This is a genomic window from Lactococcus formosensis, from assembly GCF_037892375.1.
Lineage (GTDB): Bacteria > Bacillota > Bacilli > Lactobacillales > Streptococcaceae > Lactococcus > Lactococcus formosensis.
Genome location: NZ_CP141721.1, coordinates 284118 through 308663, shown reverse-complemented (window position 1 = coordinate 308663; position 24546 = coordinate 284118). Strand labels below are relative to the sequence as shown.

Below are 24546 nucleotides of genomic sequence, written 5' to 3'. Positions count from 1 at the left end.
GAAAAAGAATGGCACTTTCAAAATTAGATAATTTATACCGTGCAGTAATTCTTGATCACTCTTCTGCTCCGCGCCATGCAGGTGAACTCCAGCAGGCTTGTGTTGTTGACTTGAACAATCCAACCTGCGGTGATGTCATTCGCTTGACTGTTGCGTTTACAGAAGATAAGATTAGCGATATTGCCTTTAGTGGGCACGGTTGTACAATTTCAACAGCATCTGCTTCAATGATGACGGAAGCTGTGATTGGCAAGACAAAAGCAGAAGCTTTGGAATTGGCACGGATTTTTTCAGAAATGGTGACGGGTCACGAAGATCCTGTGCAAGAGCGCCTTGGAGACGCTCAATTCCTTGCAGGAGTTTCTAAATTTCCGCAACGGGTAAAATGTTCAACTCTGGCGTGGAATGCCCTGAAAAAAGCGATTGAGACAGATGGTACTGCTACTGTATCTGAAACTCACTAGAATGCATATAAAGAGAGGAAAATAATGACAGAAGAAGTTCCAGTATTAGAAGAATATAAATTTGGTTTTCATGATAATGCTGAGTTAGTTATGTCTACAGGAACAGGTCTGACAGAAGATGTGATTCGTAAAATGTCGGCCGCAAAAGAAGAACCAGAATGGATGCTGGATTTCCGCCTCAAGTCCTTCGAAGCTTTCAAAAAATTAGAGCTTCCAGAATGGGGACCTGATTTATCAGACATTGATTTTGATGATGTAGTGTATTACCAAAAACCCACCGATAAACCAGCACGTACTTGGGAAGAAGTTCCCGATGAAATTAAGGAAACCTTTGAAAAAATTGGTATCCCAGAAGCAGAGCGTGCTTACTTGGCAGGAGCTTCGGCACAGTATGAATCAGAAGTTGTTTATCACAACATGAAAGAAGAATTTGAAAAGCTCGGTATCGTCTTCACCGATACGGATTCTGCTCTGAAGGAATATCCAGAACTTTTCAAAAAATACTTTGCAAAACTTGTCCCTCCAACAGACAATAAATTAGCCGCCTTGAATTCAGCAGTTTGGTCAGGAGGAAGCTTCGTTTACGTGCCTAAAGGGGTAAAATGTGAAATTCCTATCCAAGCCTATTTCCGTATCAATAACGAAAAATCAGGACAGTTTGAACGTACTTTAATCATTGTTGATGAAGGAGCTTCTATTCAATATGTGGAAGGCTGTACTGCACCAACATATTCATCAGCCAGCTTACACGCTGCTGTTGTGGAAATCTTCTGTGAAGAGGGTGGATATATGCGTTATTCAACCATTCAAAACTGGTCAGATAATGTCTATAACTTGGTAACAAAACGTGCCAAAGCAGAGGCAAATGCGACCGTGGAATGGATTGATGGTAACTTAGGCTCACGTGTCTCTATGAAGTATCCAGCTGTCTATTTAGACGGTCCTGGCGCACGTGGTACAATGCTTTCAATCGCCTTTGCTAACGCAAATCAAGAGCAAGATACAGGTGCCAAAATGATTCATAATGCACCAAATACAAGCTCATCAATTATTTCTAAATCCATTTCTAAATCTGGTGGAGCCGTAAACTATCGTGGACAAGTAACCTTCAATAAAAACTCTGCACATTCTAAATCACATATTGAATGTGACACGATTATTATGGATGATATTTCAAAATCAGATACAATTCCATTTAATGAAATTCATAACTCACAAGTTGCCTTGGAACACGAAGCTAAAGTATCTAAAATCTCAGAAGAACAGTTATACTATCTGATGAGCCGTGGTTTAACAGAAAAAGAAGCCACTGATATGATTGTGATGGGCTTTATTGAACCCTTCACAAAAGAGCTTCCAATGGAGTACGCAGTAGAACTTAACAGATTGATTTCTTATAGCATGGAGGGTTCAATCGGTTAAAGAAAAAGCAAGGCTTTTTCCCGATTGAATCAGTAAATAGGGATTTTCGTAAGAAAATCTTCGCTTGTATCGGGTAATAAATATGGCACAGGTTTTCCGATGAAAAAATATTATAAGTGTAAATATGCCCTTTGTGATTTATGAGGGGCATATTTATTTTATACTTTTTAAATTACAAGGGGCTATTCTAACCAGAAACTCAGATATGTATCAGATTTCCTGAACAAATAACACAACTTCCTACTTTTAACTTTTTGTGTTAAACTATTAAACAGTATGTAAAAGAAAGAGCAGTAATATGAGTATTATCAATGTAAAAAATTTATCCCATGGCTTTGGTGAGCGCGTGATTTTTGAAAATGTATCTTTCCGCCTCCTTAAAGGAGAACACGTTGGACTTGTCGGCGCGAATGGTGAAGGAAAATCAACCTTTATGAATATCGTGACAGGAGCCTTGCAACCTGATGAAGGAAAAGTGGAATGGTCTAAAAAAGTTCGTGTTGGTTATCTGGATCAACATGCAGTCTTACAAAAAGGACAAACGATTCGTGACGTTCTCTCAAGTGCCTTTCAGTATCTTTTTGATATTGAAGCGGAAATTAATGATCTGTATTTGAAAATGGGAGATGTGACTCCAGAAGAAATGGATCAACTTTTGGAAGAAGTCGGCGAACTGCAAGATATTTTGGAACAAAGTGACTTTTATCAAATTAACTCTAAAGTGGAAGAAATCGGACGTGGGCTTGGTCTTCATGAAATCGGTTTTGAGCGAGATGTTGAAGACCTTTCGGGCGGTCAACGTACGAAGGTCCTCTTAGCAAAACTCTTGCTGACAAAACCCGAAATCCTGATGCTGGATGAACCAACAAACTATTTGGATGAAGAACATATTGCATGGCTTAAGCAGTATCTCTTAGACTATGAAAATGCCTTTATCTTGATTTCGCATGACATACCTTTCTTAAGCTCGGTTATCAACATCATTTATCATATGGAAAATGGCTCTTTAGATCGCTATGTTGGGAATTATGAGGCCTTTCAATCTGTCTATGAGATGAAGAAAAAACAAGAGTTGGCTGCTTACAAGCGTCAGCAATCAGAAATTGCAGACCTTAAAGATTTTGTGGCACGAAATAAAGCACGTGTAGCTACACGTAACATGGCAATGTCTCGTCAGAAAAAGCTAGATAAAATGGATATGATTGAGTTAAGTGCAGAACGACCAAAACCGCAATTTGACTTTAAAAAAGGTCCAACTTCAAGCAAACTTATTTTTGAGACGAAGGATTTAGTTATTGGTTATACTGAACCTTTATCTCGCCCGCTTAACTTGCGAGCTGAACGTGGACAGAAGATTGTTTTCACTGGTGCAAACGGAATCGGTAAAACAACACTATTGCGGAGTATCCTAGGCGAAATACAAGCACTTGATGGTGAGGTTCAAAAAGGTGAAAAGTTAGAGATTGGCTACTTTGAGCAAGAAGTCAAAAGCGATAATGGAAAAACCTGTTTGGAAGAGATATGGGATACTTTTCCAGCAATGAACCAAGCGGAAGTTCGTGCTGCGTTGGCACGTTGTGGCTTAACTAAAAAACACATCGAAAGTAAGGTTGCTGTGCTAAGTGGTGGCGAAAAGGCCAAGGTCCGTTTGTGCAAATTAATGAATGCTGAAAGCAATGTTCTTGTCCTTGATGAACCAACCAACCATTTGGATGTGGATGCCAAGGATGAACTCAAACGTGCCTTGCAAGAATACAAGGGAACGATTCTTTTAATTTCCCATGAACCAGAATTCTACCAAGATGTTGCAACTGAGACTTGGAATTGTGAATCTTGGACTACAAAAGTACTGTAAACAGTACTTTTTATTTGTTTAAAGTAAGTTTTTAGAACCGATATTCCTTGCTGTATTTATACTTCCAAAAAAAAATCGTTTTTTTTATAATCTTTTTCGTAATTTCATGGAAAAAAGTTGTATAATTGTAGGAGTGCAATTAATCAGTTTTTTAAGGAGAAAACATGGAACAGCAAATCACAAGAAAGCCAGACAATGCTTTCAAAAAGTTGACCCAGTTTTTTATTGTTGATAAGGTCTTTCTTGTATCGTTTATTATCGCCGTTATTTCAGTGAGCATGGGCGGCATACAAACTGAATTTTTTGATAACAAAGTCATAGTGACCGTTTTTGGTTTAATGTTAGTTATTGCTGGTTTTCGATCTACTGGTATTTTGTCCTATATGGGTCAAACATTAGTTAAAAGAAGTAAGACAACGCGTCAGCTTGTACGATTTACCACAATGCTGGCCTTCTTTTTTGCCGTATTTTTTACCAATGACCTCACCATATTGACGATTTTACCTCTCTACTTGACGATTACTCGAGAAATAAAAAATCGTAAGTCTGTTTATATTGGAGCGGCGATGATTGTACCTGCCTGCCATACAGGTTCGAGTCTTTTGCCTCAAGGAAATCCACACAATCTTTATTTGTATTCTTTTTATCAAAATCCAGTGCATCATTTGGGTCAATCATTGACAAATTTGGAATTCTTTAAAGGAACAGGATTACTCTGGCTTGCAGGCTTTCTACTCTTAAACTTGGCTTGCCAATTTATTGACAATGAACCTTTGGTAATTGAAACAAAGGTGAATAAGTTTAATCGATTAGAAACCTCAATTTTTATTGCCTTGATGATTTTAATGGCAGCAGCTGTTTTTGGTTATGTTAATTTTTATCTTGCTGTGGCTATCGTAGCTGTAATTGTTCTTTTCTATCGTCCAGAACTCTTTAAAGGTGTAGATTACCATTTGCTTCTTACCTTTGTTTTCTTCTTCTTGATTGTAGGAAATATCGCAAATATTCAAGTACTTACGGACTTTATTAGCAATACCTTTGTTGGCCCACAGATGTCCTTCTTAGGAACGGTATTTATGAGTCAAATTATTTCTAATATCGCAGCACCAATTCTTATATCACCTTTTACACCCCATGCTGTTTCTGTTGTTATAGGTGCAGATATTGGTGGTATAGGCACAATGGTTGCTTCAATGGCAACATTGATTGCCTATAAAATCATTCGCGTTCAAGCACGTGGTGAAACGGCAGGATTTGTAAAATACTTTGCTCTCGTAAATGCAGGTTTCCTAGCTGTTTTAGTAGTTGTGGGCTTAATCATTGTGAGTTTTGGAATTTAAAAATAGTTTTGTAAAAACATGTAGTGAAAAACTGCATGTTTTTTCGTACTTAGAATTATGAAAAAACTAACAGAATATATAAATGAAAATTTAAAAACTATTGTTGGAGTTGTTTTAGCATTGACTATTTTAGGTATATTTTACTGGAATAAAAAAGTTCCTGATCTGCCTAAGAAAGAAGAAGATTTACCTGAGTGGGTAGAGGGAAGCAAGGAAAAAGACGGTTCAGAGAAGAAAAATACTGAAAAGGTAGATGAGGATGAAATCATTGTTGATGTTAAAGGCGCTGTTAAAAAACCTGGTATCTACAAATTGTCTTCAAAAAACCGTGTATCCGATGCAGTAGCAAGTGCTGGTGGTTTTACGGAAGAAGCGGAGAGAAAAGGAATAAATCTGGCAAAAAAGTTGCAAGATGAAGCTGAAGTTTATGTTCCTTTGCGAGGGGAAGCAGATACAAATCACTTGTTAGAAAACACAGAAAATACCAACAAAACCGCCAAAAAAGCAAAAATTAATATTAATACAGCAGATTTAACTGAATTGCAGCAACTTAGTGGTGTGGGAGCAAAAAAAGCACAAGATATACTGGATTACCGTTCTGAAAATGGTTCCTTTCAGACAGTGGAAGAATTGACTAAGGTGAGTGGATTTGGCCCTAAAACATTAGAAAAATTGAAAGAAGCAATCACAGTAGATTAGGAGAGGGACAGTTAGTCAGATGAAACAAAAATTTTCGCTTATCTATTTAGTTTATCTCTTGGTTTTGGTTTATTTTCTTATTTTTAGTTTTTCATGGCCTATCATTGTTTTTAGCCTTTTCAGTATTATTGTTGCTTTATATCGTCAATATTATGGTTTGTTAGCTCTTTTACTATGCTTTAGCTTGTTCTTACACATGGTTAAAAAAGAAGATGAATTGCAAGAAAATAAACAACCAGCAAAGATTTCTAAAATCACACCCTACATGGATACTCTTCAAGTGAATGGAAGTAGGCTCAGTTTTAGAGGTGAAGTAGATGGAAGAGATTATCAAGCTTTTTACACGTTGTCTTCTGAAAAAGAGAAAGAATACTTTAAAAATCTTGCCGTAAAGGGGACATTATATCTTGAAGGTACTTTGGAGATTCCAGAGGGACAGAGAAACTTTTCTGGCTTTGATTATAGAAAGTATTTAAGAACTCAAGGTATTTATCGCCTTCTCGAAATAGAAAAAATTCATGGCTTTGAACAAACATATGAATTTGATTTACGTCTTATACGTAGAAGAGCTATCCTTTGGACACAGGAACATTTTCCAGCACCGATGTCCTCCTATATGACAGGACTTCTGTTTGGTTGTCTAGATAAAGACTTTGAAGAAATGGAGGAGCTCTACACTAGTCTCGGTATTATCCATTTATTTGCTTTGTCAGGTATGCAAGTGAATTTTTTTATTGAACTCCTTCGAAATGTTTTACTAAGACTAGGCTTATCACGAAAGTTAGTCTTTTTTATCCAGATTCCCTTTTCGATATTTTATGCATTTCTTACAGGCTTATCTCTTTCAATCTTACGTGCGCTCCTACAAAAAAATATCCCTTTTAAAAATCCAAGCGATAGATTTTCTATCACTTTTCTCCTTTTAATAGTGTTCAGTCCATATTTTCTACTGACTACAGGGGGACAATTGACGATGCTCTATTCTTTCTTAATCACGTTCATATCGCGAAAATTCAAAGAAGTGAAAGGATTAAAAAAGTCTTTACTTGATTCTACTGTTTTAGCTGTAGGAGTCCTTCCGCTTTTGATTTTTCATTTCCATAGTTTTCAGCCATTATCGATCATATTGACTTTACTATTCAGTATGATCTTTGATTTTTTACTCTTACCTGGTTTGCTTTTTGTTTTTCTCCTTTCTTTACTTGGTACTAATCTGACATTACTTAATCCTTTTTTTGTTGTTTTAGAATCAGTAGTAAAGCTGGTTGGGAATTTATTCGACAAACCAATTGTGTTTGGAAAACCAGATGTTATATTTTTACTTTTACTTTTTATTCTGAGTGGACTTATACTGGATTTTTATAAAAAAAGAAATTGGAATTTAGTCATAATACTTGTTCTTTTCTGTATTTTTTTTCTGGTTAAGAATCCTAAACACCCAAGTATTACAATGGTGGATGTGGGACAAGGAGACAGTATTCTCTTGCAGGACAGCTGGAACAGTAAAAATATCCTAATAGATACTGGCGGTAGATTAAAGATAAGAACTGATGAGCACTGGAGGGAAGGAAGCTATAAAAGTAATGCGGAGCGTACACTTCTCCCTTATCTGAGAGCGCGTGGAGTGAGTAAGATAGATGCCCTGATAGTGACACATCCAGATGAGGATCATATTGGAGACTTGAAGAGTGTAGCTCAGAAAGTACCAATAAAAAATATTTATGTCTCAGCTAGTGCATTAGAGAAGCAAATTTTTGTGAAAAAACTAAGCAGCTTAAAAAGTCAGATTCACATTGTGCAAGAGGGAGACAAGATTCCCATATTTAACAGCTATCTCCGATTTTTAACGACAGGAGGTGAAGGAAAAAGCGATAATGATAATTCTTTAGTGACATTTGGTGAATTTTATGGGAAGAAATTTCTTTTTACAGGTGACTTAGAAGAAGACGGAGAGGCTAAACTCCAGAAAGGATATCCACATTTAGAGGTTGATATCCTAAAAGTTGGACATCACGGCAGTAAGACTTCTACAAAGGAAGGTTTTTTAGAAGCGATTAAGCCTAAGATTGCTCTTATTTCTGCTGGAAAAAATAATCGATATAAACATCCGAGTCAAGAGACGCTTCACCAATTAACTGCACGAGGAATAAAAATTTATCGGACAGACCAGCAAGGAGCGATCCGTCTCCTATATAAAAAAGGCAGCTGGCACATTCAAACAGTAAAGTAAGTTTGGGGTACAAAAATGTTACATACTATATGACAAAACAGGCTGGCTTTTTGATTGAATAGCAATGAGAATAAGGCGATATGTAATAATTCTTATGTTATAATAGTAGGAAACGTTTACTTGAATCATAAAAGTAAACGGGATGGGAGGAAAGATGGCTATTATAAATATTGAATATTACTCCGAAGTACTGGGGATGAATCGTAAGTTTAACGTGATTTACCCAGAAGCCAGCAAGACGGGAGTAAAAGATGGAAATGACATTCCAGTGCTTTATTTGTTGCATGGGATGTCTGGAAATGAAGATTCATGGCTTATAAGAACAGGGATTGATCGTTTAATTCGTCATACCCAACTTGCGATTGTTATGCCCTCAACTGACTTGGGATTCTATACGAATACCAATTATGGGATGAGATATTTTGATGCGATTGCCAAGGAATTGCCACAGGTGGTTCATAATTTCTTTCCTAACTTAAGTACTAAGAGGGAAAAGAATTTCATCGCAGGCTTATCTATGGGAGGTTATGGCGCATTTAAGCTAGCCTTGGCGACTGAAAAATTTAGTTATGCAGCAAGCTTATCAGGAGCATTGGATATGACTGATCTAAAAGAACAGAGCGCTGAGAACGAAGCCTATTGGACAGGAATTTTTGGCGATCTTGATCACTTTAACGACAGCGAAAACAGTATCCTCTATCTTGCAGAACACCATACAGGTGAAAAGCCAAAGCTCTACAGCTGGTGTGGTGAACAGGATTATCTTATTTCCGGAAATAATAGAGCGGCTCAATTTCTTGAGGAAAAAGGCTTTGAGCTGCGCTATGAGAATGCACCAGGTACACATGAGTGGTACTATTGGACAAAACAAATCGAGACCGTTTTAAAATGGCTTCCTATTGATTATAAGGAAGAAGAACGCCTAAGTTAAACAGCTTAAAATTAAAATATAAAACCTTGAAACTTAAACAAATCCTAAAGAAAACGTTTGCTTTAAAAAGGCCGAACGATTTAGAGAAAAATGTTTGATAATCTTAGGTTAAGTTTTGACAAACGGATTGAATAGGACTATAATTTCATAGTAATAAAAATTTGCGAAAAATCGCACATAGAAAGAGGTCATTAAATGACAACAATCTCAATTGAAGCTCTTAAAGCAGTAGCTATTGGTATTAGTGCACTTGGTGCCGCTATCGGTGATGGACTTATTGTTTCAGCATTTATTAATGCTGTTGCACGCCAACCAGAAATGGAAGGAAAACTTCGCGGAAGTATGTTCCTTGGTGTTGCCTTTGCCGAAGGTACATTCTTCATCGCCTTAGCTATGGCTTTCTTGTTCTAAAAATCGTTGATTTAACTTTTATACTCAACAATTATTTAGAAAGGAAGACTAGCTATGGAATCAACATGGACTTTTAATGTTGGACCAGTGACTTTTGACGGTGTCATCCTATATATGACAGCATTGACCGTTTTAATTGTCTTTGGTTTGATTTATTGGGCAAGTCGCAATATGCAGCTTAAGCCTACAGGTAAGCAAAACGTCCTTGAGTGGGTAGTTGACTTTATTAACGGCATCGGACGTGAAAATCTAGGTGCTAAAGAGTTACCAAAGTATGCCCTCATGAGTTTTACACTCTTTTCTTTCCTTTTGATTTCGAATATTATTGGGCTAGTTACTAAAATCACTGCACCGGGTAACATCAGCTTATGGCGTTCTCCAACAGCAAACTCAACAGTTGACTTGACTTTAGCAGTCTTGGTCATTGTACTCGCCAATACTCTTGGTGTGAAACAGTTTGGCTTTAAAGGCTATCTTAAAAATGCCTTTTGGAAAGAACCTAAAGCAATGCTTCCGATGACTATTATGGAAGAATTTACAAATGCCCTTTCTATGGGACTTCGTCTTTATGGTAATATCTTTGCTGGTGAAGTTCTTCTGGGAATTATTGCTGGAATGATTGATTCTGGCTGGTTTATTCTTCCTGTGACATGGATTTTAGCAATGGCTTGGATAGCATTCTCAATCTTTATTTCATCTCTTCAGGCTTATGTTTTTGTTCTTTTGACAAATCTTTACATTAGCCACAAAATTTTAGCAGAACACTAGGAAAGGAGTAGAAATGCTTACTACATTATTAGAAACTGCTCCGAATACAGTTCTTGGTAACATTATCGTTGTCAGCGGTGCATTCATCATCTTGCTGATCTTGGTTCGTAAATTTGCGTGGGGTGCCATTACAGGTATCTTTGAAGAACGTGCAAATAAAATCAATAACGATATTACAACTGCAGAACTGTCAAAAAAAGAAGCAGAAACATTATTAGCGCAACGTGAAAATGAACTTGCAGGTTCTAAGGAAGAAGCTGCAAGCATTATCCAAACAGCCAATGACACAGCTAAACAAAATCGTGCAAACATCTTGGCCACAGCCAACGAAGAAGCAGCGAATGTTAAAAAACGCGCCCAAGAAGATATTGAACAAGAACGCAAAGAAGCGCTTAGTTCAGTTAAAGGGGACGTTGCTGATATTTCAGTACAAATTGCTGAAAAACTCATCGGTCAATCTTTGGATTCACAAGCACAATCAGAACTTATTGACAGCTATATTGCTAAGCTTGGCGAATAGGAGGTTGGTTGTAAATGACAACAGTCAATTCTCAAAAATACAGTAAAGCCTTGCTTGAAGTTGCAGAAGAACAATCTCAATTGGAAGTTATTCTTTCTGAGGTTAACGAACTGACACAACTTTTTAAAGAAGATGATCTTGCTTCTTTCTTCGGAACAGAAGTATACTCTACAGCAGCAAAATCTGAAGTTATTGACAGTATCAAAGAAAATTCATCACCACTGATGAAAAATTTCCTTGATACTGTTCGTGCAAACGGACGATTAGCTGATTTATCAGAAATTCTTGCTGAAGTTAAAAATACGGCAGACGATATGTTTAGGATTGCTGACGTAGAGGTCATTTCAAGCGTGAAATTAACCGAAACACAAATCGAAAAATTTGTTGCTCTCGCTAAATCAAAATTTGATTTGAACGAAGTAACAATCGTGAACACAGTAGATGAAAAGATTGTCGGTGGATTTATTGTAAATTCACGTGGAAAAATCATTGATGCTTCTGTCAAATCACAATTGGCAAAAATTGCCAAAGAGATTCTCTAAGAATCTCCTTTGAGAAATAATTCTCAGCCATTTAACATGAAAACTCAGAAAGGAGCAAAATACATTTGGCAATCAAAGCGAATGAAATCAGCTCACTGATTAAACAACAAATTGAAAATTTTACACCAGATTTTGAAGTTGCTGAAACTGGTGTCGTCACTTATGTTGGTGACGGTATCGCCCGTGCTTACGGCCTTGAAAATGCGATGAGCGGTGAGCTTGTCGAGTTTGATAACGGCGTATATGGTATGGCGCAAAACTTAGACAGTACAGACGTTGGTATTATCGTACTTGGTGATTTCCTTAGCATCCGCGAAGGAGACACAGTAAAACGTACAGGTAAAATCATGGAAATCCAAGTCGGTGAAGAACTCATCGGCCGTGTTGTAAATGCACTCGGACAACCCGTTGATGGCTTAGGCGACATCAATACAGGTAAAACGCGTCCTGTAGAGGCTCCAGCTTCAGGTGTTATGCAACGTAAATCAGTTTCAGAACCTCTTCAAACTGGACTAAAAGCCATTGATGCACTTGTACCAATCGGTCGTGGTCAACGTGAGTTGATTATCGGTGACCGTCAAACAGGTAAAACATCTGTAGCTATCGATGCAATTCTTAACCAAAAAGGTAAAGACATCATCTGTATCTATGTTGCAATTGGTCAAAAAGAATCTACAGTTCGTACACAAGTTGAAGCACTCCGTAAACTTGGAGCTATGGATTATACAATCGTTGTAACAGCTTCAGCATCACAACCATCACCTTTGCTTTATATTGCACCTTATGCGGGTGCAGCTATGGGTGAAGAGTTTATGTACAACGGAAAACACGTTCTTGTTGTTTACGATGATTTATCTAAACAAGCCGTGGCTTACCGTGAACTTTCACTCTTGCTCCGTCGTCCACCAGGTCGTGAAGCTTACCCAGGGGATGTCTTCTATCTCCACTCACGTCTTTTGGAACGTGCAGCGCAATTGAGCGATGACCTAGGTGGTGGTTCAATGACAGCTTTGCCTTTCATTGAAACACAAGCCGGAGATATCTCTGCCTATATCGCGACAAACGTTATCTCAATCACAGATGGACAAATCTTCCTCGAAAACGATCTTTTCTATTCAGGTATTCGTCCAGCCATTGATGCCGGATCTTCTGTATCCCGTGTTGGTGGTGCAGCGCAAATCAAGGCAATGAAAAAAGTTGCTGGTACTCTTCGTTTGGACTTGGCTTCATTCCGTGAACTTGAAGCATTTACACAATTTGGTTCTGACCTTGACGAAGCAACACAAGCTAAACTGAACCGTGGACGTCGTACAGTTGAAGTTTTGAAACAGCCATTACATAAACCATTGGCAGTTGAAAAACAAGTTCTTATTCTTTATGCATTGACACATGGTCACCTTGATGATGTTCCTGTAGAAGATATTCTTGATTTTGAAGAAAAAATGTTTGATTTCTTCGATGTCAACTATGCTGAACTTTTACAAGTCATCACAGATACTAAAGATTTGCCAGATGAAGCAAAACTTGACGATGCAATCAAAGCCTTCAAGAAAACTACAAATTACGTTAAATAAGGAGGTTCATTATGGGCGCTTCACTTAGCGAAATTAAATCAAAAATTGCTTCAACAGAAAAAACAAGTCATATCACTGGTGCCATGCAAATGGTATCCGCAGCGAAATTGCAAAAATCAGAAAAGATTGCGAAAACTTATCAGGTTTATGCAGATAAGGTGCGTCAAGTGACAACCGACTTGGTTGCTGCAGACCGTGGCCCCTCTAAAAATCCAATGATGACAAAACGTCCAGTTAAGAAAACAGGATATTTAGTTATCACTTCGGATCGTGGCCTTGTGGGAGGTTACAACTCCAATATCTTGAAGTCAGTCATGAATAAATTACGTGAAAAACACCAAGGGCCAGATGAATATTGTATTCTTGCCCTAGGTGGAACAGGAGCTGATTTTTTCCGCTCACGTAATGTAGAATTATCTTATGAATTACGTGGTTTGACTGACCAACCAAGTTTTGAAGAAGTTCGTGAAATTGTACGTCAGGCTGTATCTCGCTATCAAAATGAAGAATTTGATCAGCTCTATGTTTGCTACAATCACCATATCAATTCATTGACAAGTGAAGCTCGCATGCAAAAAATGCTTCCGATTACTTTTGATGAATCAGAGGAACCAGAAGAAGAAACACCAGTATCATTGGTGAGTTTCGAACTGGAACCAAGCCGTGAAGCTATTTTAGATCAGCTTTTACCTCAGTATGCCGAAAGCATGATTTACGGTGCGATTGTTGACGCTAAAACAGCTGAACATGCTGCAGGTATGTCGGCAATGCGTACAGCTACAGATAATGCTAAGACAGTGATTAACGATCTGACAATACAATATAACCGTGCGCGTCAAGCAGCAATTACACAAGAAATTACAGAAATTGTTGCAGGAGCTTCAGCGCTTTAAACACACGGTAACCTTTCTTAAAGAATTAAAGACAGAAAAATAAACTAGGAGGAAAAACATTGAGTTCTGGTAAAATTACTCAGGTCATTGGGCCCGTTGTCGACGTTGAATTTGCGTCAGGCGCGACTCTTCCTGAGATTAATAACGCACTTATCGTTTACAAAGATGTAGACGGCGTTAAAACTAAAATCGTCCTTGAAGTTGCTTTGGAACTTGGTGATGGTGCTGTACGTACTATCGCTATGGAATCAACTGATGGCTTGACACGTGGACTTGAAGTTCTCGATACAGGTAAAGCTATCAGCGTTCCTGTAGGTCAAGAAACACTTGGACGTGTCTTCAATGTACTTGGAGATGCTATTGATGGAGGCGAAGCATTTGCTGAAAATGCAGAACGTAGCCCGATCCATAAAAAAGCCCCATCTTTTGATGAACTTTCAACAGCAAATGAAATCCTCGTTACAGGGATTAAAGTCATTGACTTGCTTGCTCCATACCTTAAAGGTGGTAAGATTGGATTGTTCGGTGGTGCCGGAGTTGGTAAAACCGTCCTTATCCAAGAATTGATTCACAACATTGCCCAAGAACACGGTGGTATTTCAGTATTTACTGGTGTTGGGGAACGTACACGTGAAGGTAATGACCTTTATTGGGAAATGAAAGAATCAGGCGTTATTGAAAAAACAGCCATGGTCTTTGGTCAAATGAATGAACCACCTGGAGCACGTATGCGTGTTGCTCTTACTGGTTTGACAATTGCTGAATACTTCCGTGATGTGGAAAAACAAGACGTTTTGCTTTTCATTGATAATATCTTCCGTTTCACCCAAGCTGGTTCAGAAGTATCTGCCCTCTTAGGACGTATGCCATCAGCTGTTGGTTACCAACCTACATTGGCAACTGAAATGGGTCAACTTCAAGAACGTATCACTTCTACAAAACAAGGTTCTGTAACATCTATCCAAGCGATTTATGTCCCAGCCGATGACTATACTGACCCTGCGCCAGCAACAGCCTTCGCTCACTTGGATGCAACAACAAACTTGGAACGTCGTTTGACACAAATGGGTATCTATCCAGCCGTTGACCCATTGGCTTCTTCATCTCGTGCTCTTACACCTGAAATTGTTGGTGAAGAACACTATGCAGTAGCTATGGAGGTACAACGTGTGCTCCAACGTTATAAAGAATTACAAGATATCATTGCTATCCTTGGTATGGATGAATTATCTGATGATGAAAAAGTATTGGTTAATCGCGCACGTCGTATCCAATTCTTCCTCTCACAAAACTTTAACGTTGCTGAAACATTTACTGGTGTACCTGGATCATATGTACCAATCGAAAAAACTGTTGAAGATTTCAAAGCGATTCTTGATGGTAAATACGATTCAATCCCAGAAGATGCTTTCCGTGGTGTAGGGCCAATCGAAGACGTTCTCGAAAAAGCTAAAAAAATGGGTTACTAAGATAGGAGGTTGCTGAAATGAGTGAAAATGTCATGGCTATTCAAGTCATCACTCCCGCGGGTGTTATTTATGATCACCATGCAACCTACATTCTTGCGCATACGATTGGTGGGGACATGGGGATTTTACCCAACATGATTTCTACAATTGCTGGTTTACAAATTAGTGAACTTAAAGTGCGCCGTCCTGATGATGTGAAGCACGTTGATTATATTGCTGTCAATGGCGGTATCATCGAAGTAAAAGATAGCATGATTACAGTGATTGCAGATTCTGCTGAGCGTAATCGTGATATCGATGTTCCACGTGCGGAACGTGCAAAACTTCGAGCTGAAAAAGAGCTTGAAGAAGCTAAAGCAGCCCATAGGACTGATGAAGCTAAACGTGCAGAAGTTGCGCTTCATCGTGCGATTAACCGATTGAATGTATCGAAACATAATTAATAAATCAAAAAACATCCTTTGGATGTTTTTTTTGTTTATTTAACATAAATGTAACAAAAAACAGCAAATTAAAATGTTAAAATGTAAACAATAAGTCTTTTTTTACTTTTTGGTGTACAAAAGGTTACACGAGATAGAAAATTGGAATGTTTTGGAAATCTAATGACAGAGAGAAAGGGAACTATGGGAAAGGAGGAGAGTGTGGCGCTGGATCATTGTCAAGAATTGATGGAAACAATCGAAACAATCGAAGAAAAGCTCCATCAGCTTGAAGTTATAAACATTGAATTTCATCAAGAAATTCAGAACAAAATTAATCATCGCTCGGCATTATTGTCTTTTAGCTTCCCTGTCCTTATCTTGGCTTTTTATATTATAAATGATTTCTCATTTGTACAGGGGCATGAACAGTTAGGACGTTCGGTTTTAGAGACGTTTTTAATCACATTCATGCTAAGCTTTGCATTGTGTGCACTTGGGATTTTCTTAAATGATATTTTTAAAAAAATATTCGGAAGTAATACTCTTCCTATCGGTCGAAAAGCTTTAGTTAAGCAACTTTTCCCTAAATACAATGAAAAAAGGCAATTATTGATTGAAAGCTTAAAAGAGGCGTTAGCATGTGAGACATTAACAAGTACTGATGTTCCTGAAAAGTATCTGAACGCCAAGAGCTTGGGGTATATTATTGAAGCTTTAAGTGTAGAGGATGCTCGAACTTTATATGAAGCAGTTAAGCTGTTGGAGTTAGAGATAAAAAATGCTCGTGTGGAGCAGAGCTTGCTTGCTGAACCAAGCACCCTTCGAGCGCAAAAAGCGATTGCAAATCAGCAGGAGTTTGAAAAGGGTGTTTAACAAAAATAATGAGAGAGGAGGAAAAGATAATGAGAAAGAAAAGATATTGCATGCTCTTAGCAACCATGATATTATTAGGGCAAATCATCATTCCTAATCCGAGTAAAGTATATTCTGCTTCAGTGGCACGTGTGCAATCTCAGATGCTGCAGGATAATAATATTGGGAGTTCTATAACTGAAGGATCAAATACAGATGTAGTACCAACAACGCCTGAAAATCCACAGCCCATTACGCCAACGATGCCTCCGCTTGTGCCAGAAAAACCAGATATCACGCTTCCGCCAGTAACGATAGGCGAGCCTGTTGCTATTACGCCGACAGTGCCAATTAAGCCAGACAATACTCTTCCCTTGGTAACTGTGGGCGAACCCGTTCCTATTATCCCTACAGCACCACCAATAATACCAGAGCAGCCGGATATTAGCCTTCCTACAGTGTCACTCCCAACACCAGAAACAGAAGAGACTTCAGCAAAATCTCAGGATACAAATAATCGGAAAACAAATAGCCATGATAAAAAGGTGGAAACAGAAACTGCCACGACAGAGGCTAGAGATACAGTAGTTAAAACTTCTGCTCAAGAGGAAGTTCTTCGCCTTCCGCACACAGGGATAGAAACTAATGTTTCATGGACACCACAGTATTTTTCTACTAATTCAGCAGCAAATGCTGATAAAGAGGCCGAAGAGCGTAAACATACTATAGCTGTGCATGCAGCTGGGACGGGAGGTGTAGTAACAGGAGTTGCAACATCTGTATTACTTTTAGGAATCTTAAAAAAAGCAAGTTGGCTAAAACAGTTCTTGGGTAAGTAAAAGAAAAAATCTCTGAAAAAAGGGATTTTTTTTGATACAATGAAACAAACAATGAGGAGAACCCTCTATAATTTAAAGGAGATTCAGATGCGTAAAGTAGGTATAATTGGGTTAGGGAATGTCGGAGCAATGATCGCTCAAATGATTGTTCAAGCAGGCTATGTTGATGAATTAGTCCTTATTGATAAAAATACTGCCAAGTCTAAAGCTGAAGCTTTTGATATGCTTGATGCAGCTAGTCTACTCAACAGTCATACTAAGATTACAGTCGGTGATTATCCAGATCTTTCTGATGCAGAAGTCGTTATTTCTGCCTTGGGTCACATCAAAGCTCTCGATGCTCAAGATCGTTTCCAAGAGTTGAAAATTAATACACCCATGGTTAAAGCAGTTGCAGATGAAATCAATGCTTCAGGCTTTAATGGTGTTTTCTTAATCGTAACCAACCCTAACGACGTGATTGCACAGCTTTATTCACAAGCTCTTAACTTACCAAAAAACCAAGTTTTTGGAACAGGAACATATCTGGATTCTGCACGTTTGCACCGCTATATTGCTGAAGAAGCTGGCGTAGATGCGAGAAGTGTGAATGGTTATATGCTCGGTCAGCATGGGGATTCACAGTTTGCAGCATGGTCAACAGTAAACATTGGCGGTGTACCCTTTGAAAAAACTGCAGCAACAAACAATTTTGACCTTGAAAAAATTGAAAATTCAGCACGTCATGGCGGCTTCATTGTTTATGAAGGAAAAGGCTATACGAACTTCGCTATTGCTGCAGCTTCAGTGAGTCTGATGAATCTCATTTTATCTGATGCTAAAGCAGCTGTAGTCTGCTCACACTACGATGCTGAATTGGATGCGTATTTGTCAACGCCAGCACTTGTTGGGCGTGATGGAGCACAAGCTTACCCAGGATTTATCGAGAGTATCAGCAAAGAAGAAGCTGATAAGCTGAAAGACTCAGCACGTGAGATTCAAGAGAAGATTAAAAAATTTAGCTAAGGATACTACATAGATAGAAAATCTCTTCCGTAGGAAGAGGTTTTTTTCTCTGTTCAATTGCTTTGAAATAAAGTATAATTAAGGATATATATAATAGAAGACAAGGTGAGTTCATGGTTGAGATTTATTTGGTAAGACACGGAAAAACAATGTTTAATACAATCGGTAGAGCCCAAGGTTGGTCGGATACGCCCCTCACTGCAGAAGGTGAGCGCGGCGCTATGGAGTTGGGACTGGGTTTCAAATCCAAAGGTTTGAAGTTTGATCGTGCATATTCTTCTGACTCTGGGAGAACGATACAAACGATGGGCTTTATCTTGGAATACTCTGAGAATAAGGATATTCCTTATAAGATGGATAAACGTATTCGGGAATGGTGCTTTGGTTCTTTTGATGGGGGCTATGATGGAGAACTTTTTGATGGCGTTCTTCCTATTATATTTGCTGAAAAAGGTATGCAAGAGTCAGGGAAATTTCCTTCAGATGAAGAACTGGCGCGTGCAATCTATGAAGTAGATACAGCTGGATGGGCAGAGACATGGGAAGAGCTCTCTGGCCGCATCATGAATGGCTTTTCTGATATGGCCACTGAAGCAGAAGCTGCAGGAGCTAAGAATATCGTCATAGTCAGTCATGGTATGACTATCGCAAGCTATATCAAGATGCTTCAACCAGATAAAGAACGCCCCCATAATTTGGATAATGGTTCCGTGACACATCTTACTTTTGAAAATGGCAATTTTGAAGTGGGAGATATCGGGTCAATGGAGTATCGTAAACTTGGAGCAGAGATTGTAGAACATGCAAAGAAGAACTAAAAAAAGAAAACTAAAAAAAGGAAGAGTCATTGGAAGTTTTATCATTCTCATGGCTCTCATTGGACTATGTGTACTTGCTGTGAGTAAGCTTAAACCACAAGGGACGAAGCAAACAGCTGAATCAAGCCAGACTTCATCTTCAAGTTCGACAGCTGAAAGTAAAACCACCGATTTACCTAAAGCTCATCGTTCTGACTGGAATTTGGTTCTAGTAAATAGGGAAAATCCAAAAGAGGAACTCTCCCCAGAACTTACGACTGTTGGCAGTGTACAGGTTGATCAACGTATTGCAGATGCTCTTGTTAAATTTTTGGCAGTAGCGCAAGCTATTGATCCCTCAGAACACTTGATTTCAGCGTATCGCTCTGTAGCTTATCAAGAGCAACTTTTTAACACTTATGTGGAAAATGAAATGATTGGAGCTGCAGGATCAGTGAATAACACTGGGCAACCCATATCTCGTGAAGAAGCTGAAACTAATGTTAAAACTTATTCACAGCCCGCGGGTAGCTCAGAACACCAAACAGGGTTAGCTGTGGATATGTCGACAGTGGACGCTTTAAACCAAAGTCCTGAAGACATAGTTGCACAAGTGAAGAAAATCGCGCCCGAATATGGTTTTGTACTTCGTTTCCCAGAAGGTGGAAAATCATCCACCGGTGTCGATTATGAGGATTGGCATTTTCGCTATGTAGGTGTGGATAATGCCAAGTATATGGCGAAACATAACCTTACCCTCGAAGAATACTTGAAGTTATTACCCCAGTAAAAAATAAAGGGACTTAAAAGGAGTCACACACAAATGTTGAATAAAGCTTACTTGATTTTATATGCTAATATTGCCTTGTTTCTCTACACTTTGATGATTACTACACAGCGACTTTTAGCATCACCCAATACTTTTACGACTGTTTTTCAAAATACAAGCCGTACAGTAACAGGTTTTATCAATAAAACTCTGGCTCCCGTAGCCCAATGGCAGAATATAATAGAAATACTCTTAGTGTTCCTCCTTATCTTACTCATACTTCGCTTTTTCAATGTGGGGTTGTGGGTTTTAGAGATAGCAGCTGTCCTGGTATTCATTGATTGGGGTTATCAATATCTCATACATCAGCAAAATTTAACACTATTATTTCCCCTAGCGGTCATGCTTGTTAGCCTCTTTAGCATTCGTTTCATTGCAAAAGAAGTGGGATTTATTTAAAAGGATCAAAAATTAGCACTCTATAAAAAAGAGTGCTAATTTTTGGTTTTTTTGCTTGACAAGATAGGAGATAAGGGTTATAATAATATTGTTAGCACTTGAGGGTGTTGAGTGCTAAAGGTGGAGAAAGGAGACAAAATGATTACAGAACGGCAACAGCAGATTTTGGATTTGATTGTCTCACTTTACGCGAAAGAGCATACACCTGTAGGTTCTAAAGCTTTATTAGAACAGATTAAAGCTTCGAGTGCGACAATCAGAAATGATATGAAAGCATTGGAAAATCTTGGACTCATTCAAAAAGAACATACATCAAGTGGACGTGTTCCTAGTATTTCAGGTTACAAATACTTTGTAGAAAATGTATTACGCCTGGAAGAATTTACACAAAATGATCTTTTTCAGATTATGAAATCTTTTGACGGTGAGTTTTATCGTTTATCTGATTTATTTGAAAGAGCAAGCGAGGTTCTCTCAAGATTGACGGGCTTAACTTCCTTCGTGCTTAATGTTCCCCAGAAAGAGCAAGTCTTGCAGTCCTTTGAACTTGTCACTTTAGATAATCATTCGATGTTGACAGTGATGACCTTAGCGACAGGTAAACTTAGGACAAATCAGTTTGTACTTCCAAAAAGCATGAGTGAACATGACCTGCAAGTCTTTACAAAGTTGATTAAAGAACGCCTAGTAGGTAAGAAAGTTCTCGATGTACATTATGCATTGAGAACGGACATCCCGCAGATAGTACAGCGTTACTTTAAAACAACAGGCGATGTCTTGGAACTCTTTGAATCCGTCTTTGCAGACTTATTCACAGAGCATTTGACAAGTAGCGGACGTGAGTATGTCTTTGACTTTGCAACAGACAATCTTTCTGAGCTTTATAAAATTTTAAGCGACGACACACGTATGGCTCAAGAAATACGAGAATTAACAAGTACAGATGAGATGCGTTCGGTTGTCATTGATAATATGTCTTATTTTGCCAACCTGACGTTGATAAGTCAAAAGTTTGTTATTCCATATCGTGGTTTAGGAACGCTGACAGTCATTGGTCCTGTAGAACAAGATTATCAAAAAACCTTGAGTACACTAGACTTACTTGCAAAAGTCCTAAGTATGAAACTCATGGACTACTACCGTTACCTTGATGGTAACCATTACGAGATAAGTTAATATATGAAATTATTTAAAAGAAAAGGAAACAATATGGCTGAAGAAAATAAAGAAGAATTGAAGAAAAAAGATCAGGAAGAAGAAGTTGTCGAAGAGCTTACTGAAGAAGCACTTGAAGATATCGTCGAAGAAGAAGTTTCTGAGCTTGATGCAGCTGTAGCAAAGGCTGAAGAATGGGAAAATAAATTTCTCCGCATTAGTGCAGAAATCCAAAATATTCAACGCCGTGCCAACGAAGAACGTACAAGCATCCTGAAATACCGTTCACAAGATTTGGCGAAAAAGATTTTGCCAAGCTTGGATAACTTGGAGCGTGCTCTTGCAGTTGAAGGGTTGACAGAAGATGTTAAAAAAGGTTTGGAGATGACACGCGAGAGCTTGATTAACGCACTTAAAGAAGAAGGCGTTACAGAAGTCAAAGCAGACGGTGCCTTTGATCCAAACTTCCATATGGCTGTACAAACAGTTCCAGCTGATGATGAACATCCCGCAGATCATGTCGTTCAAGTCTTCCAAAAAGGCTACCAGATCCATGATCGTATCCTTCGTCCAGCAATGGTCGTTGTTGCACAATAAGAAACAAGAAGTGACCGAAATGTCCTTAAACTATAAGAATAGATAAAAACAATAAAATAAAAAAAGAGGTAAAGCATATGTCTAAAATTATTGGTATTGACCTTGGTACAACAAACTCAGCAGTAGCAGTCCTTGAAGGAACTGAAGCAAAAATTATTCCAAATCCAGAAGGAAACCGTACAACACCATCTGTTGTCGCTTTTAAAAATGGTGAAATTCAAGTCGGTGATGCCGCAAAACGTCAAGCAGTAACAAACCCAGATACAATCATCTCTATCAAATCTAAAATGGGTACAAGTGAAAAAGTTTCTGCCGGTGGGAAAGAATACACACCTCAAGAAATTTCAGCAATGATTCTTCAAAACTTGAAAGCAACAGCAGAAGCATACTTGGGTGAAAAAGTTGACAAAGCAGTTATCACTGTTCCAGCTTACTTCAACGACGCACAACGACAAGCCACAAAAGATGCTGGTAAAATCGCTGGTCTTGAAGTAGAACGTATCGTTAACGAACCAACAGCAGCAGCTCTTGCTTACGGTATGGACAAACAAGATAAAGATGAAAAAATCCTTGTCTTTGACCTTGGTGGTGGTACATTTGACGTATCAATCCTTGAATTAGGTGATGGTGTCTTTGATGTATTATCAACAGCTGGTAACAACAAACTTGGTGGTGATGACTTTGACCAAGCTATCATTGATTACATGGTTGCAGAATTCAAGAAAGAAAACGGTATTGATCTAGCCCAAGATAAAATGGCCCTTCAACGTTTGAAAGATGCAGCTGAAAAAGCGAAAAAAGACCTTTCAGGTGTAACTTCTACACAAATCTCATTGCCTTTCATCACAGCAGGAGCTGCAGGTCCACTTCACTTGGAAATGACACTTACACGTGCAAAATTTGACGAATTGACTGCTTCATTAGTTGAAGCAACACGCGAACCTGTACGTCAAGCACTTTCTGATGCTGGCCTTTCAACTTCTGATATTGACGAAGTTCTTCTTGTTGGTGGTTCAACTCGTATCCCAGCAGTTGTTGATCTTGTTCAAAAAGAAACAGGTAAAACTCCAAATAAATCTGTTAACCCAGACGAAGTTGTTGCTATGGGTGCCGCAATCCAAGGTGGTGTCATCACTGGTGACGTTAAAGACGTTGTCCTTCTCGACGTAACTCCACTTTCACTTGGTATTGAAACAATGGGTTCTGTCTTTACAAAACTTATCGAACGTAATACAACAATTCCAACATCTAAATCACAAGTCTTCTCAACTGCAGCAGATAACCAACCAGCAGTAGATATCCATGTCCTTCAAGGTAAACGTCCAATGGCAGCAGATAACAAATCATTGGGTCGCTTCCAATTGACAGATATTCCTGCAGCACCACGTGGTGTGCCACAAATCGAAGTAACATTCGACATCGACAAAAACGGTATCGTGTCTGTTAAAGCAAAAGATTTGGGTACACAAAAAGAACAAACAATCGTTATCAAATCTAACTCAGGTCTTTCTGACGAAGAAATCGATAAAATGATGAAAGATGCAGAAGCAAACGCTGATGCTGACGCAAAACGTAAAGAAGAAGTTGATACACGTAACGAAGCGGATGCTCTTGTTTTCCAAACTGAAAAAACAATCAAAGAGCTTGAAGGTAAAGTTGACGAAGCAGAAGTGAAAAAAGCCGAAGATGCTAAAGAAGAGTTGAAGAAAGCTCTTGAAGGTGAAGATATCGCAGATATCAAAGCTAAATCAGAAGCACTTAGCGAAATCGCTCAAAACCTTGCAGTAAAACTTTACGAACAAGCAAGTGCTGAACAAGCAGCAGCAGAAGGTCAAGAAGCTGGATCAGAAGAAGGTCCTAAAGATGACAATACTGTTGATGGTGACTTTGAAGAAGTTAAATAAAAAGTGAGTTCATAAAATTAAAAAGTTCGAGACTTTGTTTCTCGGCTTTTTTTGTTTTTGTGAAAACCATTTTATTTGTTTTCAATATTATAAAATAGGATAATGAAAATAGGAAAGAGAACCTGGACGTGATAGAAAGGAGGCTGGCATGCTTAAGATTTATACCATCTCCTCTAATCAGGAGACGAAAGAAGCGGAGCACTGGCTCTATGCTCATAAAGTCAAGTTTGTCGAGGTCGATGTTCTCAAAGAGCGAGTTTCGACTGAGGAGATTCTCCGGATTGTTTCTCTAACTGAACATGGAGTTGAAGAGATTATCGCGACAGAGACACGGGCTTACACCCGTTTGAACCTTAACTTCAATGATTTGAAGCTAGAAGACTTTATGGAGCTGTTAGAAGAAAATGCTACCCTGTTGAAAGTTCCACTTATGCTGGATGAAAAACAACTCCAGATAGGTTTTGATGAAGACAAGATGAAAAGATTTTTAGAAAAGCCTAGTAAAAAAATTACTGACTTGGAAAAACAAGAAATGCAAACAGGCTAGGTTCTCAAAAGAGCAAAGGAAAAATAACTCCTGGCTCTTTTTTTATTTAAAAAATAGAACGAGAAGAAAATATATTTAG

25 protein-coding genes are annotated in these 24546 nt (G+C 38.5%); all 25 read left to right on the top strand.

The features are described from left to right. Positions 1 to 8 precede the first annotated feature (8 nt). The 25 genes from sufU to VNN39_RS01410 all read left to right on the top strand — a co-directional run bounded on the left by sufU (position 9) and on the right by VNN39_RS01410 (position 24467). Entirely contained in the window at positions 9 to 464 is a 456-nt protein-coding gene (gene sufU, locus VNN39_RS01530; RefSeq protein WP_096368628.1) for a Fe-S cluster assembly sulfur transfer protein SufU, read from the top strand. A gap of 24 nt (positions 465 to 488) precedes the next feature. After that, positions 489 to 1886 carry a Fe-S cluster assembly protein SufB gene (gene sufB, locus VNN39_RS01525; protein WP_165711421.1) on the top strand — a complete coding sequence of 466 codons (1398 nt, stop codon included), beginning with the start codon at positions 489 to 491 and terminating at the stop codon, positions 1884 to 1886. Positions 1887 to 2184: 298 nt separating this feature from the next. Next, a complete protein-coding gene (locus VNN39_RS01520) occupies positions 2185 to 3741 on the top strand; it encodes an ABC-F family ATP-binding cassette domain-containing protein (RefSeq protein WP_017368848.1) in 1557 nt (518 codons plus the stop codon). Positions 3742 to 3905: 164 nt separating this feature from the next. Beyond that, on the top strand, positions 3906 to 5081 hold the full coding sequence (locus tag VNN39_RS01515) for an SLC13 family permease (protein WP_017368849.1): 1176 nt from the start codon (positions 3906 to 3908) through the stop codon (positions 5079 to 5081). A gap of 57 nt (positions 5082 to 5138) precedes the next feature. After that, positions 5139 to 5780: a helix-hairpin-helix domain-containing protein gene (locus tag VNN39_RS01510; protein ID WP_165711419.1), complete on the top strand. Its 642-nt coding sequence runs from the start codon at positions 5139 to 5141 to the stop codon at positions 5778 to 5780. Positions 5781 to 5799: 19 nt separating this feature from the next. Next, the gene (locus tag VNN39_RS01505) at positions 5800 to 8010 is read left to right on the top strand and encodes a DNA internalization-related competence protein ComEC/Rec2 (RefSeq protein ID WP_338997738.1); all 2211 of its coding nucleotides are present in this window, start codon (positions 5800 to 5802) and stop codon (positions 8008 to 8010) included. Between the two features lie 154 nt (positions 8011 to 8164). Continuing rightward, complete coding sequence (locus tag VNN39_RS01500; protein ID WP_185767510.1) at positions 8165 to 8941, top strand: alpha/beta hydrolase; 777 nt, start codon at positions 8165 to 8167, stop codon at positions 8939 to 8941. A gap of 195 nt (positions 8942 to 9136) precedes the next feature. Continuing rightward, positions 9137 to 9352, top strand: coding sequence for a F0F1 ATP synthase subunit C (locus tag VNN39_RS01495; RefSeq protein ID WP_003135074.1), 216 nt, complete (start codon positions 9137 to 9139; stop codon positions 9350 to 9352). Positions 9353 to 9406: 54 nt separating this feature from the next. After that, positions 9407 to 10120, top strand: coding sequence for a F0F1 ATP synthase subunit A (gene atpB, locus VNN39_RS01490; RefSeq protein ID WP_339007166.1), 714 nt, complete (start codon positions 9407 to 9409; stop codon positions 10118 to 10120). A 13-nt stretch (positions 10121 to 10133) separates the two neighbouring features. Then, on the top strand, positions 10134 to 10640 hold the full coding sequence (gene atpF, locus VNN39_RS01485; RefSeq protein ID WP_017368854.1) for a F0F1 ATP synthase subunit B: 507 nt from the start codon (positions 10134 to 10136) through the stop codon (positions 10638 to 10640). 14 nt (positions 10641 to 10654) lie between these two features. Next, on the top strand, positions 10655 to 11182 hold the full coding sequence (locus tag VNN39_RS01480; RefSeq protein WP_017368855.1) for a F0F1 ATP synthase subunit delta: 528 nt from the start codon (positions 10655 to 10657) through the stop codon (positions 11180 to 11182). Between the two features lie 65 nt (positions 11183 to 11247). Continuing rightward, entirely contained in the window at positions 11248 to 12756 is a 1509-nt protein-coding gene (atpA, locus tag VNN39_RS01475; protein ID WP_004259170.1) for a F0F1 ATP synthase subunit alpha, read from the top strand. 11 nt (positions 12757 to 12767) lie between these two features. Next, the gene (locus VNN39_RS01470; RefSeq protein WP_017368856.1) at positions 12768 to 13649 is read left to right on the top strand and encodes a F0F1 ATP synthase subunit gamma; all 882 of its coding nucleotides are present in this window, start codon (positions 12768 to 12770) and stop codon (positions 13647 to 13649) included. Positions 13650 to 13708: 59 nt separating this feature from the next. Further along, positions 13709 to 15118 carry a F0F1 ATP synthase subunit beta gene (gene atpD, locus VNN39_RS01465; RefSeq protein WP_004259151.1) on the top strand — a complete coding sequence of 470 codons (1410 nt, stop codon included), beginning with the start codon at positions 13709 to 13711 and terminating at the stop codon, positions 15116 to 15118. 17 nt (positions 15119 to 15135) lie between these two features. Beyond that, positions 15136 to 15561: a F0F1 ATP synthase subunit epsilon gene (locus VNN39_RS01460; protein ID WP_017368857.1), complete on the top strand. Its 426-nt coding sequence runs from the start codon at positions 15136 to 15138 to the stop codon at positions 15559 to 15561. 183 nt (positions 15562 to 15744) lie between these two features. Beyond that, positions 15745 to 16416 (top strand): hypothetical protein, encoded by a 672-nt coding sequence (locus VNN39_RS01455; protein ID WP_213495738.1) that lies wholly within the window; start codon positions 15745 to 15747, stop codon positions 16414 to 16416. A gap of 29 nt (positions 16417 to 16445) precedes the next feature. Next, the gene (locus VNN39_RS01450) at positions 16446 to 17234 is read left to right on the top strand and encodes a hypothetical protein (RefSeq protein ID WP_338997736.1); all 789 of its coding nucleotides are present in this window, start codon (positions 16446 to 16448) and stop codon (positions 17232 to 17234) included. A gap of 87 nt (positions 17235 to 17321) precedes the next feature. Continuing rightward, the gene (locus VNN39_RS01445) at positions 17322 to 18239 is read left to right on the top strand and encodes a lactate/malate family dehydrogenase (protein ID WP_339007164.1); all 918 of its coding nucleotides are present in this window, start codon (positions 17322 to 17324) and stop codon (positions 18237 to 18239) included. Positions 18240 to 18352: 113 nt separating this feature from the next. Then, the gene (locus tag VNN39_RS01440; RefSeq protein WP_165713165.1) at positions 18353 to 19057 is read left to right on the top strand and encodes a histidine phosphatase family protein; all 705 of its coding nucleotides are present in this window, start codon (positions 18353 to 18355) and stop codon (positions 19055 to 19057) included. Further along, complete coding sequence (locus VNN39_RS01435; protein WP_338997734.1) at positions 19041 to 19826, top strand: M15 family metallopeptidase; 786 nt, start codon at positions 19041 to 19043, stop codon at positions 19824 to 19826. Before VNN39_RS01440 ends, VNN39_RS01435 begins: the two co-directional genes overlap by 17 nt. Before the next feature lie 33 nt (positions 19827 to 19859). Then, positions 19860 to 20264, top strand: a complete 405-nt coding sequence (locus tag VNN39_RS01430; RefSeq protein ID WP_096368618.1) for a hypothetical protein — start codon at positions 19860 to 19862, stop codon at positions 20262 to 20264. A gap of 138 nt (positions 20265 to 20402) precedes the next feature. Next, entirely contained in the window at positions 20403 to 21440 is a 1038-nt protein-coding gene (gene hrcA, locus VNN39_RS01425; RefSeq protein WP_339007162.1) for a heat-inducible transcriptional repressor HrcA, read from the top strand. A gap of 3 nt (positions 21441 to 21443) precedes the next feature. Beyond that, positions 21444 to 22016: a nucleotide exchange factor GrpE gene (grpE, locus tag VNN39_RS01420; protein ID WP_269457347.1), complete on the top strand. Its 573-nt coding sequence runs from the start codon at positions 21444 to 21446 to the stop codon at positions 22014 to 22016. A 77-nt stretch (positions 22017 to 22093) separates the two neighbouring features. Further along, a complete protein-coding gene (gene dnaK / locus VNN39_RS01415) occupies positions 22094 to 23920 on the top strand; it encodes a molecular chaperone DnaK (RefSeq protein ID WP_338997733.1) in 1827 nt (608 codons plus the stop codon). 148 nt (positions 23921 to 24068) lie between these two features. Next, a complete protein-coding gene (locus VNN39_RS01410) occupies positions 24069 to 24467 on the top strand; it encodes a Spx/MgsR family RNA polymerase-binding regulatory protein (RefSeq protein ID WP_165711408.1) in 399 nt (132 codons plus the stop codon). The last annotated feature ends 79 nt before the right edge of the window (positions 24468 to 24546 follow it).

Excerpts from the sequence above, each read along its gene's own strand:
- sufU (WP_096368628.1), top strand. The coding sequence starts at position 9 with ATGGCACTTTCAAAATTAGATAATTTATACCGTGCAGTAATTCTTGAT.
- sufB (WP_165711421.1), top strand. The coding sequence starts at position 489 with ATGACAGAAGAAGTTCCAGTATTAGAAGAATATAAATTTGGTTTTCAT.
- VNN39_RS01520 (WP_017368848.1), top strand. The coding sequence starts at position 2,185 with ATGAGTATTATCAATGTAAAAAATTTATCCCATGGCTTTGGTGAGCGC.
- VNN39_RS01515 (WP_017368849.1), top strand. The coding sequence starts at position 3,906 with ATGGAACAGCAAATCACAAGAAAGCCAGACAATGCTTTCAAAAAGTTG.
- VNN39_RS01510 (WP_165711419.1), top strand. The coding sequence starts at position 5,139 with ATGAAAAAACTAACAGAATATATAAATGAAAATTTAAAAACTATTGTT.
- VNN39_RS01505 (WP_338997738.1), top strand. The coding sequence starts at position 5,800 with ATGAAACAAAAATTTTCGCTTATCTATTTAGTTTATCTCTTGGTTTTG.
- VNN39_RS01500 (WP_185767510.1), top strand. The coding sequence starts at position 8,165 with ATGGCTATTATAAATATTGAATATTACTCCGAAGTACTGGGGATGAAT.
- VNN39_RS01495 (WP_003135074.1), top strand. The coding sequence starts at position 9,137 with ATGACAACAATCTCAATTGAAGCTCTTAAAGCAGTAGCTATTGGTATT.
- atpB (WP_339007166.1), top strand. The coding sequence starts at position 9,407 with ATGGAATCAACATGGACTTTTAATGTTGGACCAGTGACTTTTGACGGT.
- atpF (WP_017368854.1), top strand. The coding sequence starts at position 10,134 with ATGCTTACTACATTATTAGAAACTGCTCCGAATACAGTTCTTGGTAAC.
- VNN39_RS01480 (WP_017368855.1), top strand. The coding sequence starts at position 10,655 with ATGACAACAGTCAATTCTCAAAAATACAGTAAAGCCTTGCTTGAAGTT.
- VNN39_RS01470 (WP_017368856.1), top strand. The coding sequence starts at position 12,768 with ATGGGCGCTTCACTTAGCGAAATTAAATCAAAAATTGCTTCAACAGAA.
- VNN39_RS01460 (WP_017368857.1), top strand. The coding sequence starts at position 15,136 with ATGAGTGAAAATGTCATGGCTATTCAAGTCATCACTCCCGCGGGTGTT.
- VNN39_RS01455 (WP_213495738.1), top strand. The coding sequence starts at position 15,745 with ATGGGAAAGGAGGAGAGTGTGGCGCTGGATCATTGTCAAGAATTGATG.
- VNN39_RS01450 (WP_338997736.1), top strand. The coding sequence starts at position 16,446 with ATGAGAAAGAAAAGATATTGCATGCTCTTAGCAACCATGATATTATTA.
- VNN39_RS01445 (WP_339007164.1), top strand. The coding sequence starts at position 17,322 with ATGCGTAAAGTAGGTATAATTGGGTTAGGGAATGTCGGAGCAATGATC.
- VNN39_RS01440 (WP_165713165.1), top strand. The coding sequence starts at position 18,353 with ATGGTTGAGATTTATTTGGTAAGACACGGAAAAACAATGTTTAATACA.
- VNN39_RS01435 (WP_338997734.1), top strand. The coding sequence starts at position 19,041 with ATGCAAAGAAGAACTAAAAAAAGAAAACTAAAAAAAGGAAGAGTCATT.
- VNN39_RS01430 (WP_096368618.1), top strand. The coding sequence starts at position 19,860 with ATGTTGAATAAAGCTTACTTGATTTTATATGCTAATATTGCCTTGTTT.
- hrcA (WP_339007162.1), top strand. The coding sequence starts at position 20,403 with ATGATTACAGAACGGCAACAGCAGATTTTGGATTTGATTGTCTCACTT.
- grpE (WP_269457347.1), top strand. The coding sequence starts at position 21,444 with ATGAAATTATTTAAAAGAAAAGGAAACAATATGGCTGAAGAAAATAAA.
- dnaK (WP_338997733.1), top strand. The coding sequence starts at position 22,094 with ATGTCTAAAATTATTGGTATTGACCTTGGTACAACAAACTCAGCAGTA.
- VNN39_RS01410 (WP_165711408.1), top strand. The coding sequence starts at position 24,069 with ATGCTTAAGATTTATACCATCTCCTCTAATCAGGAGACGAAAGAAGCG.